This is a genomic window from uncultured Dokdonia sp. (assembly GCF_947492535.1).
Taxonomy (GTDB): domain Bacteria; phylum Bacteroidota; class Bacteroidia; order Flavobacteriales; family Flavobacteriaceae; genus Dokdonia.
Map to the genome: position 1 here is coordinate 37,596 of NZ_CANLNH010000022.1, position 14,966 is coordinate 52,561.

The 14,966-nt window shown below is 34.6% G+C and carries 13 protein-coding genes; 12 read left to right on the forward strand and 1 reads right to left on the reverse strand.

Annotation, left to right across the window (positions count from 1 at the left end; translation table 11 throughout):
* Positions 1-146: 146 nt before the first annotated feature.
* From Q1A60_RS20155 to Q1A60_RS20205, 11 genes are all read left to right on the forward strand, one after another.
* Complete coding sequence (locus Q1A60_RS20155; RefSeq protein WP_299769126.1) at positions 147-326, forward strand: hypothetical protein; 180 nt, start codon at positions 147-149, stop codon at positions 324-326.
* A gap of 265 nt (positions 327-591) precedes the next feature.
* Positions 592-774 (forward strand): hypothetical protein, encoded by a 183-nt coding sequence (locus Q1A60_RS20160; RefSeq protein WP_299769129.1) that lies wholly within the window; start codon positions 592-594, stop codon positions 772-774.
* Between the two features lie 616 nt (positions 775-1,390).
* Complete coding sequence (locus Q1A60_RS20165; RefSeq protein WP_299769132.1) at positions 1,391-2,380, forward strand: hypothetical protein; 990 nt, start codon at positions 1,391-1,393, stop codon at positions 2,378-2,380.
* Between the two features lie 146 nt (positions 2,381-2,526).
* Complete coding sequence (locus Q1A60_RS20170) at positions 2,527-3,081, forward strand: hypothetical protein (RefSeq protein WP_299769135.1); 555 nt, start codon at positions 2,527-2,529, stop codon at positions 3,079-3,081.
* A 42-nt stretch (positions 3,082-3,123) separates the two neighbouring features.
* Positions 3,124-4,908: a histidine kinase dimerization/phosphoacceptor domain -containing protein gene (locus tag Q1A60_RS20175; protein ID WP_299769138.1), complete on the forward strand. Its 1,785-nt coding sequence runs from the start codon at positions 3,124-3,126 to the stop codon at positions 4,906-4,908.
* A gap of 31 nt (positions 4,909-4,939) precedes the next feature.
* Entirely contained in the window at positions 4,940-5,710 is a 771-nt protein-coding gene (locus Q1A60_RS20180) for a LytTR family transcriptional regulator DNA-binding domain-containing protein (RefSeq protein WP_299769140.1), read from the forward strand.
* A gap of 268 nt (positions 5,711-5,978) precedes the next feature.
* Positions 5,979-6,434, forward strand: coding sequence for a MarR family transcriptional regulator (locus Q1A60_RS20185; protein ID WP_299769143.1), 456 nt, complete (start codon positions 5,979-5,981; stop codon positions 6,432-6,434).
* A complete protein-coding gene (locus Q1A60_RS20190; RefSeq protein ID WP_299769145.1) occupies positions 6,434-8,842 on the forward strand; it encodes a 3-hydroxyacyl-CoA dehydrogenase/enoyl-CoA hydratase family protein in 2,409 nt (802 codons plus the stop codon). Before Q1A60_RS20185 ends, Q1A60_RS20190 begins: the two co-directional genes overlap by 1 nt.
* A 91-nt stretch (positions 8,843-8,933) precedes the next feature.
* Positions 8,934-9,290, forward strand: a complete 357-nt coding sequence (locus Q1A60_RS20195; RefSeq protein ID WP_299769148.1) for a four helix bundle protein — start codon at positions 8,934-8,936, stop codon at positions 9,288-9,290.
* Between the two features lie 67 nt (positions 9,291-9,357).
* Complete coding sequence (locus tag Q1A60_RS20200; RefSeq protein WP_299769150.1) at positions 9,358-10,551, forward strand: acetyl-CoA C-acyltransferase; 1,194 nt, start codon at positions 9,358-9,360, stop codon at positions 10,549-10,551.
* A 299-nt stretch (positions 10,552-10,850) separates the two neighbouring features.
* A complete protein-coding gene (locus Q1A60_RS20205) occupies positions 10,851-12,665 on the forward strand; it encodes an acyl-CoA dehydrogenase family protein (RefSeq protein WP_299769153.1) in 1,815 nt (604 codons plus the stop codon).
* A 190-nt stretch (positions 12,666-12,855) separates the two neighbouring features.
* On the opposite strand, the gene Q1A60_RS20210 is transcribed toward Q1A60_RS20205, so the two are convergent.
* The gene (locus Q1A60_RS20210) at positions 12,856-13,662 is read right to left on the reverse strand and encodes a tyrosine-type recombinase/integrase (protein WP_363322606.1); all 807 of its coding nucleotides are present in this window, start codon (positions 13,660-13,662) and stop codon (positions 12,856-12,858) included.
* Between the two features lie 130 nt (positions 13,663-13,792).
* Here Q1A60_RS20210 and Q1A60_RS20215 point away from each other — a divergent pair, with 130 nt between their 5' ends.
* The gene (locus Q1A60_RS20215) at positions 13,793-14,875 is read left to right on the forward strand and encodes a PD-(D/E)XK nuclease family protein (protein WP_299769155.1); all 1,083 of its coding nucleotides are present in this window, start codon (positions 13,793-13,795) and stop codon (positions 14,873-14,875) included.
* Positions 14,876-14,966 lie beyond the last annotated feature (91 nt).

Here is a 14,966-nt window from a genome sequence, read left to right on the forward strand (position 1 = left end):
GCAAATAAACCATAAGCAATTAACAATCAAAACGTTATATTAACATCAAATCATTTTATTTATAATTCAATCTTAGTATCTTAATTGGGTAATTAACTACATGTCAATTATTTAAAATTAAATTATTAATCATTAAATTTTATATTATGCTAAAAAAAATTGGAAACCTCGGAAAATCATTATCTAAAGATCTACAAAGAGAAGTAAATGGAGGTATGTTAAGAGAAGCTACTTGCAATAATCCATATATTAATGAGGGTGGACCTTGTGATCAAGGATACTATCCACATCCTGTATATGGACATTGTGTTTGCTGTGCTTACTAATTTATAATATAGTATCAAAGATGATTATTCATAATTATCTTTGATACTATTTATTTTAAAACTCCTCATTATCAAACTCAAAATCAGCACCTCTAGCTGTTTACTACGATTAAAACACAAACAATATCAAATTTGAAATATATAATTACACATTTACAATACCTATTGTAATTATGAATATATGTATGCATTTTTAGCATATCAGATACAAATTATAAACGTCTGATATCAATATAATAATTGTATAATATTAAATTTTTCAAGTATGTTAAAAAACATTTCAAATTTAGGGGTTACATTAAAGACTAGTGAGCAAAAATTAATTAGTGGAGGGTTAGCTAAAAGACCTCCTTTATGTCAAAATCAAAACTGTCCTCCTGGGTACTGTTGTGGTTCAAATCCATATTTTTGTGTATTAGCAGGTCCTGGAGGTCGCAATTGCAGATAACTAATTAAACTATCAAGTCAACTACCTCGGGACAAGTCTCGGAGTATTTAATCTTTTGGTTACACCAATAAGTAGATTAATAGGTACACGTTTAAAAATGTGTGCCTTTTTTGTCATCAAACAGTATCACTACCAAACGAAACAATGTTATTTCTTAACATCTAAAATATGTTGTATACGCTTTCGCATCTGTCTGTTTGTAGGCAGGTTCACGACCATCGAAAGAGTAAAGCGTTAAGGACTATACGATGAAACATCCTCATATATATAACATACGTTTCATATCCATTCCACACTAAATGTATAATCTGCCATAAAACAATAATTAGGATAAAAACAGGTCCATACATATTGATTATATAGATAACTACTGTTCTTATAATCTTATACAATTATCTCTAAACATATACCCCCTTTTTATACACATACTCCTTCCCTCATAAATAAATATCATTAACCATAGAAATTCTTCCATTCACTCATTTCTTTTTCTTTCAAAGTAGTTATCCATCATATTTGAATTGATTATCACAAGTATACTATATAATCATAATGATGGCGGTATCTGAAAAGCCTTAAATAGAGTAAGATAAATTTTAATCTAAAACTAAAAGTCATGAAAAAAGTATTCTTTTTTTTAACCATCATGGTTATTCAAAGTCCACTATTTGCTCAATTGAATAATAATGATATCATTTCATTACGTGCTGATACAGGAAAATGGATGGCTCGTTGTTATAATTGTCAAAAAGCAACAACATCAAATACAATTACAGCTCATATTTCTAATGATGCCAAAACACTTCCAACGTATGCTAAGTTTACCGTAAAGAAAATGCCAAATGGAAAAATCGCATTAAAAACTGACAATGGGAAGTACCTTGGTCGTTGTCGCAATTGTGTTACAGGTGCACCTTCAGATATTTTAACGGCACATGTAGGTAGTCCAAATCCTAGCTATGCACAATTTGAACCTATCCTTTTAGCCAACGGAAAATATGTTTTCAAATCTGATAATGGAAAATACCTTGCACGTTGTCGTAATTGTTCTCCAGGGTCATCTGTCCCAGACATTGTTGCTATACATGAAAACAATCCAAATGCAGCCTATGCACAATGGACAGTAACTATAAAAAGAACACCTCAGTTCAGTTCAATAATCAACAATGTTCAAAGTAATATCCAAATTAAAAACCTGTGGAAAAAAGATGGAAAAACTGATTATAAAATCCATATTGAAAATAGCAAGGTAGATGCAGGAGGCGTACAACCTAACTGGTTATCGTCTAGATGGCATATTGAGGAAGTTCCAGGAACAAAATATATACGAATTAGAAACCACTGGAAAAAAGATGGAAGAAATAATTTTTATCTTCAAACAGCTAATGGAATTCTAAAAGCGGGTCCTTTAAAATCAAGACAGCATTCTTCATCTTCACAATGGTTACTTGAAAAAGTTTCTGGTACTACATATAGAATAAAAAATCGTGCTACATCAAATCAGTATTTACATATTGAAAATGCTACCTTAGAATTAGGCCCTATTCAACCTAATTGGAGATCTGCTTTATGGGAATTACAAGGATATAAATCAAGTTCTCGATAACATAATTTTATACACAGAACTTACACAACAGACGTTCTTATACACTCATAATTATTCTATCCCTCAATTTTTCAGTAATTTAACACATCTAATACTCGTATAGTACTATTCAACTAACAACCAACTCTCACTAAAAATCAATTAAAATGCAAATTATAACATCCAATAAAAATAATATTTCATTTAACGTGCAAGTTGCACGATTACATGAAGCTATTACAAAAGCAGATATTGGCTTAGGAACATCTTCCTATCCAATTGTCATAAATAATTTTGTAACCATAAACGATCCTGACTTATATAATTTTTGTCCAGGCGAAACCATTTCCATAACACTCATCGATACTATTATAAATCCAGAAGCACCAAGATTAGACTTAGAAGTAGTCTCATGTAGACTCTTGAATATAGGTCAAGAATTTAATAATTCGGAAAATACATTGGCAAATCCTTGGAGTGGCGTTTTTAATTTAAATACGAACAATATAGTCATAGCCTCAGATGGATCATTGAGCATTACCCCAGAAAATAATGCTTGTTCGATTACCGTCTCTGAAGATCCAAATGAATCTTCAAAAACAACATTTGTATCCTACAGTATTTTATTAAAATCGAAGGTATTGCTCTCTACAGATACTGTAAAAGTATTTTACTTTCTCATCGATCCTTTAATTAAAGTTACTTCTGGTGGTAGAGGATAAATACAGCTATTTCATAACAATACAATTTTAAAATTAACGACTATGCAAATACTTAAAATTGTATTGTTATTCTTTTTTCTTCAGTTCTTTGATGTAACTGGATATGCTCAAAATATTCAAAAGACAGACAGTCTTCTTCATGTTCTAGAAAACAGTGATCTATCAGAAAAAGAGCATGTTCGTTTATTAATAAAAATTGCTTCTAATCATCCCCAACCATCTAAAGCCTCCTATTACGCTAAGTTATCATTACAGATGGCTGCGAGAATCAATGCAGCCATATTGCAAGCACAAGCTTGGGAAGAAATAGGGGCCATTGAGCAACGATTAGGAAATAAAGGCACTGCGCTTAAAGCTATATTTAATGCATTACAACTATATGATTCGCTAGACTTAAAAGAAAACCAAGCGGCATCTTATATGCAAATTGCAGATCATTACATTACAGAAGGTGAGTATCCAACGGGGATTACCTATTTAAAAAAAGCACAGGATATTTATGATGAGGTAAACAATGAACTCTATATCACCTTTACACATGTTAACTTAGGAGAAACTTATCGACTTTCTGGTAATTTTGAAGAATCAGAAAAATCGTTACACAAGGCATTAGAACTAAATAAGCATCTCAAAGATGAATCTATAGAAGGGTATTCGTTAGGAAATCTAGGAATGTTATATGCTAGACAAAATAAACCTGAAATAGCAAAAGAATATTTATACAATGCAATTACAATGTTAACTGTATTAGGAGACCCTTATTCTTTGTCTGTATATACAGAAGCCTTAGGAAAAATATACATAAAAGAAGGACAATTCGTAAATGCAGAAGCGTTGTTACTTAAAGCGATTTCAATCGCAAAAGAAGCCGGATTGAAAGAACAAGTCAGAGATTTTAGCGCTTCTATTACAGATCTATACCAAACACAAAAACGCTTTGAAAAAGCGCTCGAATTTCAAAAATTATATCAACACTACCAAGATAGCCTAGTAAATAAGGCAAATATTCAAAAAGTAGAACAAATTAAAGCTGGCTATGAAATAGAAAAACGAGAATCTGAAATAACGCTTCTAAATACGGTTAATACCAATCAGAAATATTGGGTGATTTTTCTAATCATTGGTGTTTTACTACTTCTTTTATTTTCCTACCTATTATATAAAGGAAATAAGAAAATAAAAAATACAAACCAAATACTACGCACTCAAAAAGAGCTTATCAGTAAAAGAGAAAAAGAAAAAGTATTACTACTACAAGAGCTAAATCATCGAGTAAAAAATAACCTACAAATGATCGCCAGTCTACTTAATCTACAAAGTAGAGAACTTACAGGACATCCTGCAAAAGAAGCTATACTTTCTGGCAAGCACAGAGTAGAAGCCCTATCACTAGTACATAGAAAATTATACCAAGAAGGAGTTGATACAAAGATTGTATTAAAAGACTACATTGAAGAATTAGTATTAGGTCTATTCCAAGGCTATAATGCTACCTTTAAACCTACTTTTTCAATAACAGATATCAGTATCAGTATAGACATTGCTATACCACTGGCTTTGATTATCAACGAGCTTGTGATTAATGCTTTAAAATACGCATATGAAGGCATAGAAAACCCATTACTCAATATTATTATGCTACAAGAAGATAAAGAGAGTATGCATCTACAAATTATCGATAATGGGGTAGGTTTTAAAACAGATAAAAACACAAAAGACAATTCTTTTGGAATCAAATTAATAACCTCTCTCATTGAACAATTAGAAGGTACTATCAAAAAACTAGACACCACTGGCACACACTGGGAAATGAATATAAAATTATAATACCCATTTCCTTTCAATAACAGAATGACCTATGCATACTAACAATAACAAAGTACAAGTACTTATCGTAGAAGACGAAATTATAGTAGCACAAGATATAAGAGATCGACTTACTGATATGAATTATGAAGTAATCGCAACGGCTCCCTCTGTAGATAAAGCAGTGGCGGTTATAGAGACTCATCCTACTATAGATATAATTATGATCGATATCATTTTAAAAGGAGACAGAGACGGGATTGCACTCGCCCGAATTATCAATGAGCGTTTTCAAATTCCATTTATATTTCTCACATCACATGCAGACAGTTCACTTGTAGAACGAGCCAAAGAAGTAAATCCATATGCATACATATTGAAACCATTCAATGATAGGCAGGTAAATATAGCCATTGAGTTAGCATTGATGAATTTTTCAAATAAAACACCAGGAAAAGATGTATTTACCTCTGAAAAAGAATCTCAAAAAAAAGCAGAAGTCCTTCAAATCAAAGACAGTCTCTTCTTAAAAAAGAATCATCATTTTGAACGTGTTCCTTTAAAAGAAATTTTATTTATACAAGCAGATAACAACTACTGTACGATCTATACAAAATCAAAAAAGTTTTTATATGCAGTCGTTCTAAAAAAAATCGAATCCCAACTACCACCCGCTAATTTTATCCGGACACATAGAAGCTATGTGGTAAATATTAATTTAGTAACAGGCTTTGAAGGAAACCTTCTGTTTATGGATGAACATAAAATCCCTGTAAGTAAATCCCAAAAAGAGCTCGTTTTCAAACTTTTTAAAACCATATAAACCGTATATGGTACAATTTCTTTCTTTCTAAGTCCGCTTTCGCGAAAGCGTATAAAACAACACCTCTATTCTATATATTTTGTACTACCCTTACCTATTTCTTATCTTTAGAAAACTTTCTATACAAGAAATATAACGATTCTATCTTCAAAACTGCAACTTTACACTCCACTCAAAGTGAGCTTTTTATAAAATTTATATCATTTTTACTATGCATGCATAGTATTTTTATGTATATTTACAACGATTTCGAACCTAATCATCCCTAATGAGAGATAAAACTATAGATTTTTGTTTGCGATATACTTGGCAAGCCGTTATTAAAATGTATAATGAGCAGGCATCAAAATACGATGCTACCATGGCGCATGCATTTGCTTTATTAAGTATAGACCCTGAAGAAGGAACTCCTTCTACAGCCTTAGGTCCTCGTATGGGTATGGAAGCCACTTCCTTATCGCGTACACTTAAAACCATGGAAGACAAGAACCTTATTGTACGTAAACCAAATCCTGCCGATGGTAGAAGTGTTTTAATACATCTTACAGACGATGGTAAACGCAAACGTCAATACTCTAAAGACCACGTACTTCAATTTAATGATACGATACGTGAAAATGTTTCAGAAGAAGAAATCCTTGGTTTTTATAAAGTAATAGAAACCATAAATGACTTAGTACAGAATAAGAAAATATTTAATCAAGAAGAAACGATTCATAAATAATGGCAAAACGTATAATAAGAAAAGTCGCTGTGATTGGTAGTGGTATTATGGGAAGCGGGATCGCTTGTCATTTTGCTAATATCGGTGTAGATGTACTCCTACTAGACATCGTACCACGCGAATTAAACGACAAAGAAAAAGCAAAAGGCCTTACATTAGAGCATAAAGTGGTGCGTAACCGTATGGTAAACGATGCCCTTAAAGCTGCGCTAAAAAGTAAGCCCTCTCCTATTTATAGTCAAGCCTTTGCTAGCCGTATCACTACTGGAAACCTAGAAGATGATATTGCAAAAGTAAAAGATGTAGATTGGATTATTGAGGTTGTTGTAGAACGTCTAGATATCAAACAACAAGTATTTGAAAACCTAGAAAAACATAGAACTCCAGGAACCCTTATTACATCAAATACGTCAGGTATTCCTATTCAGTTTATGAGTGAAGGGCGTAGTGAAGATTTCCAAAAGCACTTCTGCGGAACACATTTCTTTAATCCTGCACGGTACTTAAAGTTATTTGAAATTATTCCAGGTCCCAAGACCGATCAGAACGTATTAGATTTCTTAAATAATTACGGAGAGCAATACTTAGGAAAAACTTCTGTGATTGCTAAAGATACACCCGCCTTTATCGGAAACCGTATCGGGATTTTCTCTATCATGAGTCTATTCCATACTGTAAAAGAAATGGGACTCACCATAGAAGAAGTAGATAAACTCACAGGGCCTGTCATTGGACGCCCGAAGTCGGCTACTTTCCGTACCGTAGATGTGGTAGGTTTAGATACTTTAGTTCATGTAGCCAACGGAATCGCTCAAAACTGTAAAGACGATGAGCGTAAAGAGCTTTTTGCCTTACCAGATTTCATCAATACCATGATGGAAAACAAATGGCTAGGATCAAAAACAGGACAAGGCTTCTATAAAAAGACAAAAAATGCCGAAGGGAAAACAGAAATCCTTTCGTTAGATTTAGATACATTAGAATATCGCGAGAAAAAACGTGCAAAATTTGCAACGCTGGAACTCACAAAAACCATCGATAATGTTGTTGATCGTTTTAAAGTATTGGCTGGTGGAAAAGACAAAGCGGGTGAATTTTACCGCAAGTCGTTTGCACACCTATTTGCATACGTACAAAACCGTATCCCAGAAATTACTGACGAGCTTTATAAGATAGATGATGCCATGAAAGCTGGTTTTGGATGGGAACACGGACCTTTCCAAATTTGGGATGCTATTGGTGTAGAAAAAGGAATCGAGCTCATGAAAGCAGAAGGTCTTGACGTTGCCGCTTGGGTAACCGATATGATCGCTTCTGGAAGCACCTCTTTCTATACAGTAGACAATGGAGCGACTCATTTTTATGACATTCCATCTAAAAAGCAAACAAAAATACCGGGACAAGATGCCTTTATTATCCTAGATAATATCAGAAAACAAACCGAGGTTTATAAAAACTCAGGTGTTTCTGTACAAGATCTAGGCGATGGGATCTTAAATGTAGAATTCCGTAGTAAGATGAACACCATTGGTGGCGATGTACTTGCTGGATTAAATAAAGCCATTGATATTGCCGAGAAAGACTTCGCAGGACTCGTTGTCGGAAACCAAGGCGCTAATTTCTCTGTAGGAGCAAACATCGGTATGATCTTTATGATGGCCGTAGAGCAAGAGTATGATGAGTTGAATATGGCAATCAAGTATTTCCAAGATACCATGATGCGTATGCGTTACTCAGGCATTCCTACTATTGCTGCCCCACACGGTATGACCTTGGGAGGTGGATGTGAATTATCACTTCACGCAGATAAAGTAGTTGCTGCTGCCGAATCCTATATCGGACTCGTAGAGTTTGGTGTCGGTGTGATTCCAGGCGGTGGAGGTTCTAAAGAGATGGCATTACGTGCATCAGACACCTTCAAAAAAGGAGATGTAGAGCTCAATGTATTACAAGAATACTTCCTGACTATTGGTATGGCAAAAGTATCAACGTCTGCCTATGAAGCCTTTGATACAGGTATCCTTCAAAAAGGAAAAGATATTGTTGTTGTTAATAAAGACCGTCAGATTGCAACCGCAAAAGCACATGCAAAATTAATGGCAGATGCAGGATACACACAACCTGTAAAACGTAACGACGTCTTAGTATTAGGAAAGCAAGCCTTAGGAATGTTCTTAGTAGGAACAGACAGTATGGAAGCAAGTCACTATATCTCAGAACACGATAAGAAAATAGCAAACAAACTAGCCTATGTCATGGCTGGAGGAGACCTTTCAGAACCTACCAAAGTATCAGAACAATACTTATTAGATCTGGAACGTGAAGCTTTCTTATCACTCACAACAGAGCGCAAAACGTTAGAACGTATTGAGCATATGTTGAAGAGAGGGAAACCGCTTCGTAATTAAGGATGAAGGAATCAGGATTCAAAAGAGTCAAGAATCAAGACTAAATTGTTGAGATTTCGCTTTCGCGAAATATGAAGCTAGACTAAAATAAATGAAGAGACATAATTTTAAGAAACTACAAATTTGGTCAGATAGTATGGAACTTATAGATGCTACATACAAAATGACAAAAACGTTTCCTGATTATGAAAAATTTGGATTAGTAAGTCAAATGAATAGATGTGCTGTTTCGATTGCAAGTAATATTGCTGAAGGAACTAGTAAAAGTACCGACAAGCATTTTTTAAAATATCTAGAAAATAGTTTAGGATCTGCTTTCGAATGGGAAACACAATTAATAGTCTGTAAAAGACAAAACTATATTGAAAAAGAAATGTTCACAGATTTGGAAAAGCAAGTAACACGCTTACAAAGCAAAATTTCAAATTTTATGAACAGGTTTGAATAACAAGCGTCCTGACTCTTGAATCCTTTGATTCCTGAATCATTGAACGCAGTTCAATAAACATTAGATTATGACAAAGACCGCATATATCGTAAAAGCCTACCGTACCGCAGTAGGAAAGGCACCAAAAGGAGTATTTCGCTTTAAGCGAGCAGATGAGTTGGCAGCAGAGACCATTCAATATATGATGAATGAGCTCCCTAACTTTGATAAAAAACGCATTGATGACGTCATCGTTGGAAATGCCATGCCAGAAGGATCACAAGGACTTAATATGGCACGTCTCATCTCATTAATGGGATTAGACATTATTGATGTACCAGGCGTAACTGTCAACCGTTTTTGTTCCTCAGGAATTGAAACCATCGGAATGGCCGTTGCCAAAATCCAAGCAGGAATGGCAGAATGTATCATCGCTGGGGGTGCCGAATCTATGAGTTCTGTACCAATGACAGGCTTCAAACCAGAATTAAATTACGACATCGTAAAATCTGGACATGAAGATTACTATTGGGGTATGGGAAATACAGCCGAAGCTGTAGCCAATGAGTTTAATGTATCTCGTGAAGATCAAGATGAGTTTGCATACAACTCACATATGAAAGCCTTAAAAGCACAAGCAGAAGACCGTTTTCAAGACCAGATCGTACCAATAGATGTAGAGCAAGTATATGTAGATGAGAACGGAAAGAAAGCGACCAAAAAATATACCGTAACCAAAGACGAAGGACCTCGTGCAGGAACCAATACGGCAGTATTAAACAAACTACGCCCCGTATTTGCTGCTGGAGGAAGTGTAACCGCAGGTAACTCTTCACAAATGAGTGATGGTGCTGCTTTTGTACTCGTAATGAGTGAAGAAATGGTGAAGGAATTAAACCTTGAGCCTATCGCACGTATGGTCAATTATGCTGCAGCAGGTGTACCACCACGTATTATGGGAATTGGTCCTGTCGCTGCGATTCCAAAAGCATTAAAGCAAGCAGGATTACAGCAAAAAGATATTGAATTGATTGAACTAAATGAAGCTTTTGCTTCACAATCACTCGCCGTTATACGCGAATTGGATCTGAACCCTGATATCGTCAATGTAAATGGAGGAGCCATTGCCCTCGGACACCCATTAGGATGTACCGGCGGAAAACTATCTGTACAACTCTTTGATGAGATGCGTAAGCGTGATATGACTGGAAAGTACGGAATGGTGACCATGTGTGTCGGTACCGGACAAGGAGCCGCTGGAATATATGAGTTCTTGAAATAATTTCGCTTTCGCGAAATTGACCTAAGACGAAGAGTACTGGCGTACTCTTGATGTAAGACATAGGACTTTTCGCTTTCGCGAAATTGAATCAACGTGTGAATACTAGTGCATTCACATTCTAAAATTAGAATAACACTCTAATACACAACATAAATAGAGTAATACTCTATAAACAAAGTAAATTTTCGCGAAAGCGGACAACATATAAAGCAATACTAAATTAATAATCAGACAAAAGACCTAAGCTAGCGACACATGTCCTACGTCTTAAGTCTTAACGTCCTAAGTCAATAGAGAAGATGAGCACAGAAGCAACAGAAAAAGAGATTCTACGCGGGGGACAATTCCTCGTAAAAGAAACAGCATGTGAAGATGTATTTACCCTAGAGGATTTAAGTGAAGAACAAAAAATGATGCGTGATAGTACCAAGGAGTTTTTAGATCGTGAGATTTGGGCACACTGGGAACGTTTTGAGCAAAAAGATTATGCCTTTACAGAAGCCTGTATGCGTAAAGCAGGTGATCTAGGATTACTAGGTGTTGCGGTACCAGAAGCATATGGAGGTCTTGGAATGGGCTTTGTCTCTACGATGGTAGTATGTGATTATATCTCTGGAGCTACAGGGTCTTTTAGTACCGCTTTTGGAGCACATACTGGGATTGGTACCATGCCAATCACTTTATACGGTAACGAAGAGCAAAAGCAAAAATATGTACCAAAATTAGCTACTGGAGAATGGTTTGGTGCCTACTGTTTAACAGAACCTGGTGCTGGATCTGATGCCAATTCAGGAAAAACAAAAGCAGTATTATCTGAAGACGGAAAAACCTATAAGATTTCTGGACAGAAAATGTGGATTTCCAATGCAGGATTCTGTAATGTATTTATTGTGTTCGCTCGTATAGAAGACGATAAAAATATCACCGGATTTATTGTAGAAAATGATCCTAGTAACGGAATTACGTTAGGTGATGAAGAAAAGAAATTAGGAATTCACTCCTCCTCTACTCGTCAGGTATTCTTTAGTGATACCGTAGTACCGGTAGAAAATATGCTTTCTGATCGTGGTAACGGATTTAAAATTGCTATGAACGCCTTAAACGTAGGACGTATCAAGTTGGCTGCTGCATGTCTAGATGCACAACGTCGTGTAATTGATGAGTCTATCAAATATGCCAAAGAACGTATTCAGTTTAAGACGCCTATTATTGATTTTGGCGCGATTAAAGCAAAACTAGCACTCATGGCAACCAATGTGTATGTAGATGAGTCGGCTTGTTACCGTGCGGCAAAAAATATCGAAGACCGTATTGCTATGCGTGAAGCGGCAGGAAATACACATCAAGAAGCAGAGCTGAAAGGTGTTGAAGAATACGCTATTGAGTGTTCCATCTTAAAAGTAGCCGTTTCTGAAGATGTACAACAAACGACAGATGAAGGGATCCAGATTTTTGGAGGAATGGGCTTCTCTGCCGATACCCCAATGGAATCTGCTTGGCGTGATGCACGTATCTCTCGTATTTATGAAGGGACCAATGAGATTAACCGTATGCTTTCTGTAGGAATGCTGGTTAAGAAAGCCATGAAAGGGCATGTAGATTTCTTAGGTCCTGCAACCGCTGTAGGAGAAGAATTAGTAGGAATTCCTTCGTTTGAAACACCAGATTACTCTGAAACACTTTCGGAAGAAAAAGCCTTAGTGGCTAAGCTTAAAAAAGTATTCTTAATGGTATCTGGAGCTGCCGTACAGAAATACGGACCACAACTAGAAGAACACCAACAGTTATTACTAAGTGCTGCCGATATCTTAATCGAGATCTATATGGCTGAAAGTGCCATCTTACGTACAGAGAAAAACGCAAAACGTTTTGGTGCAGATACACAAGCAATACAAATCGCAATGTCTCAGTTATACTTATTTAATGCGGTAGATATCATCCAAACCAAAGCCAAAGAAGCGATTGTTTCTTTCGCTGAAGGTGATGAGCAACGTATGATGTTAATGGGATTAAAGCGTTTTACCAAATACCAAAACCAACCGAATGTAATTGCATTACGTAATCAAATTGCTGCCGATCTAGAAGAAAACGGACAGTATCGTTTTGATGGATAATACCCAACTTAATTTCTAAACAAACTATGAGATAGTTAAAAGCCACTTCTTAAGGAGTGGCTTTTTTATTGGTTATAATTGCTATACATATTTATATTCATTTTGAATATGCCATGATTCGAGATTCCCTTGAGTCGTGATTTTTTCCTTTTCCGCTTTCGCGAAAGCGTATACAAGGTTAAAATTAAAATCATATAATATCTTCTAAGGGGCTTTTTACATCTAGCATCGATCGTTTTGAAACCTGTGTATAGATAAGCGTTGTCTTTATGTTATTATGGCCTAATAACTTTTGAATCATTCGAATATCTGTACCACGATCAAAAAGATGTGTTGCATAGGCATGACGTAAGCTATGTATCGTATGATTATTAGGTATGTTTGCTTTTTTACATGCATTCTTAAAAACTAATAAAAGGCTGGTAGATGTATATTTTCCTCCTTTTTGCCCCTCAAAAAGAAATTCTTTAGGTTGATACTTTTTATAATAAGGCGTCCATATTGTTCTGAGTTTTTCTGGCAACGGTAGTACTCTATCTTTATTTCCTTTAGATGCTTTGATATGTATAAGTTGTTGGTCTTTATGAATATCTTCTAATCGTAGATTAATAAGTTCTCCACTACGTAAACCCAATGCATATACAGTAGCAAGCATTGCCTTGTGTTTACTATTTTTGACTGCAAAGAGTATTTTTTTTACATCTAAAGTAGACAATATGATGGGTAGTTTCTGTGGTTTCCTAACAGGATAAACAGGTTTTAAATTAATATCACGATTATGAATTTCTACCAGATATAATTTGATAGTGCTTAGTAATTGTTTCTGAGAACCATAAGAGTATCCTGTCTTCTCTACGAGTTTTACTATTTCATTATAGATTTCTCTATCTGAAAGAGATTCAACGTTACTTTCAAATCCTATATGTTTTTGAAAATTCTGAAGTAGACTTACATAAGTATTTACCGTATTTTCTGAATACCTCTTTATGCGTAACAATCGCTGATATCCTTTAAACCTTTCGATAACCCACCTTTTTATAGTTATGCAATCAATATATAAAAACTTTTGATAACTTCATTAAATAGGTAGGTTAAAATATGAAATATTGTATATTAGCTTTATACTAATGTTGCCCACAATTAAAAAAAAACGCTTGGGAATATTCAAAACATTATTTGATTTAAGATTAAAAGCTCACAATCGACCATTTGAAGATTTCTTGACTGAAATAATCAATTTCGTTTTAAGTCGTGATTTAGACTTAATGAATGACTTTTTAAATCATTTCAAAATACACAATTCACGAGTCGAAAATTTTGATATAACAGCTCAATTAACTCTTAAAAAACTGAAAGACCATAATACTGATAGTCGACCAGATATGGCGATTTTTTTAGAAAAGAAAATAATTTTTTTCGAGAACAAAGTCAACTCAAAAGAAGGGTACAAACAGTTAAAAAGATATGCCGAGCATTTAGAGAATATAACTAATGAAAAGAAAACCTTAGTTTATATTACAAAACACTTTGACCTTAAAGACTCAAAACAAATATTTAAAGATTGTACGAGTAAAATTGACTTTATACAAATTAGGTGGTTCAAAATTTATAGGTTTTTCAACAAATATAAATCAGACCCAATTATTTTCGAGTTACTCGTTTTTATGAACCAAAATAAATTATCTATGAATAATCAATTCAATCCAGCGGACATAATTACTCTTACTAATTTTACAAACGTTAGAAGAATGATGGATGAATCTCTCTATGGTGCAGTATCTAAAAAATTCAAACTGATTAACAAAGGTGTTTCAAAAAAGTCAACTGCAATGACACAATTAAGAGAACACGACAGATATATCTATTATAAAAATCATAAAGAAAAACTTTGGATTGGTCTTGGTTACTGGATGAATTCATCAAATGATAAAGAATATCCTGACGTTGGTATTGTTATAGAAGTTGCACCACAATCAACTGCGAGAGACAAAATTAATCTTGCATTTAAAAATATAATAGCAAATAATCCGAATTGGACAGGTTACAATTTATCAAATCCAAAAGCTTGGTGCGGAGTTACATATAGTAAAAGCCTTCAAACGTTTTTAGCAGATGGAAGTCAGATTGAGAAAATCAAAACATTTTTCTTAGATGGTCTTGATGAACTTGAAAATATATTGAATAAGAATACAGATTTACCGCGAAATTAACTGTGGGCAACAACGGTAATCGTTGCACAAGTCCATAATTCTGATAAAAACAACTCATTCTAAGCCTCTTTCCTGAGGCTTTTTTTATAGT

Coding starts and splice junctions, on each gene's coding strand:
- Q1A60_RS20175 (WP_299769138.1), top strand. CDS start 3,124: ATGCAAATACTTAAAATTGTATTGTTATTCTTTTTTCTTCAGTTCTTT.
- Q1A60_RS20200 (WP_299769150.1), top strand. CDS start 9,358: ATGACAAAGACCGCATATATCGTAAAAGCCTACCGTACCGCAGTAGGA.
- Q1A60_RS20215 (WP_299769155.1), top strand. CDS start 13,793: ATGTTGCCCACAATTAAAAAAAAACGCTTGGGAATATTCAAAACATTA.
- Q1A60_RS20170 (WP_299769135.1), top strand. CDS start 2,527: ATGCAAATTATAACATCCAATAAAAATAATATTTCATTTAACGTGCAA.
- Q1A60_RS20180 (WP_299769140.1), top strand. CDS start 4,940: ATGCATACTAACAATAACAAAGTACAAGTACTTATCGTAGAAGACGAA.
- Q1A60_RS20185 (WP_299769143.1), top strand. CDS start 5,979: ATGAGAGATAAAACTATAGATTTTTGTTTGCGATATACTTGGCAAGCC.
- Q1A60_RS20195 (WP_299769148.1), top strand. CDS start 8,934: ATGAAGAGACATAATTTTAAGAAACTACAAATTTGGTCAGATAGTATG.
- Q1A60_RS20190 (WP_299769145.1), top strand. CDS start 6,434: ATGGCAAAACGTATAATAAGAAAAGTCGCTGTGATTGGTAGTGGTATT.
- Q1A60_RS20205 (WP_299769153.1), top strand. CDS start 10,851: ATGAGCACAGAAGCAACAGAAAAAGAGATTCTACGCGGGGGACAATTC.
- Q1A60_RS20165 (WP_299769132.1), top strand. CDS start 1,391: ATGAAAAAAGTATTCTTTTTTTTAACCATCATGGTTATTCAAAGTCCA.
- Q1A60_RS20160 (WP_299769129.1), top strand. CDS start 592: ATGTTAAAAAACATTTCAAATTTAGGGGTTACATTAAAGACTAGTGAG.
- Q1A60_RS20155 (WP_299769126.1), top strand. CDS start 147: ATGCTAAAAAAAATTGGAAACCTCGGAAAATCATTATCTAAAGATCTA.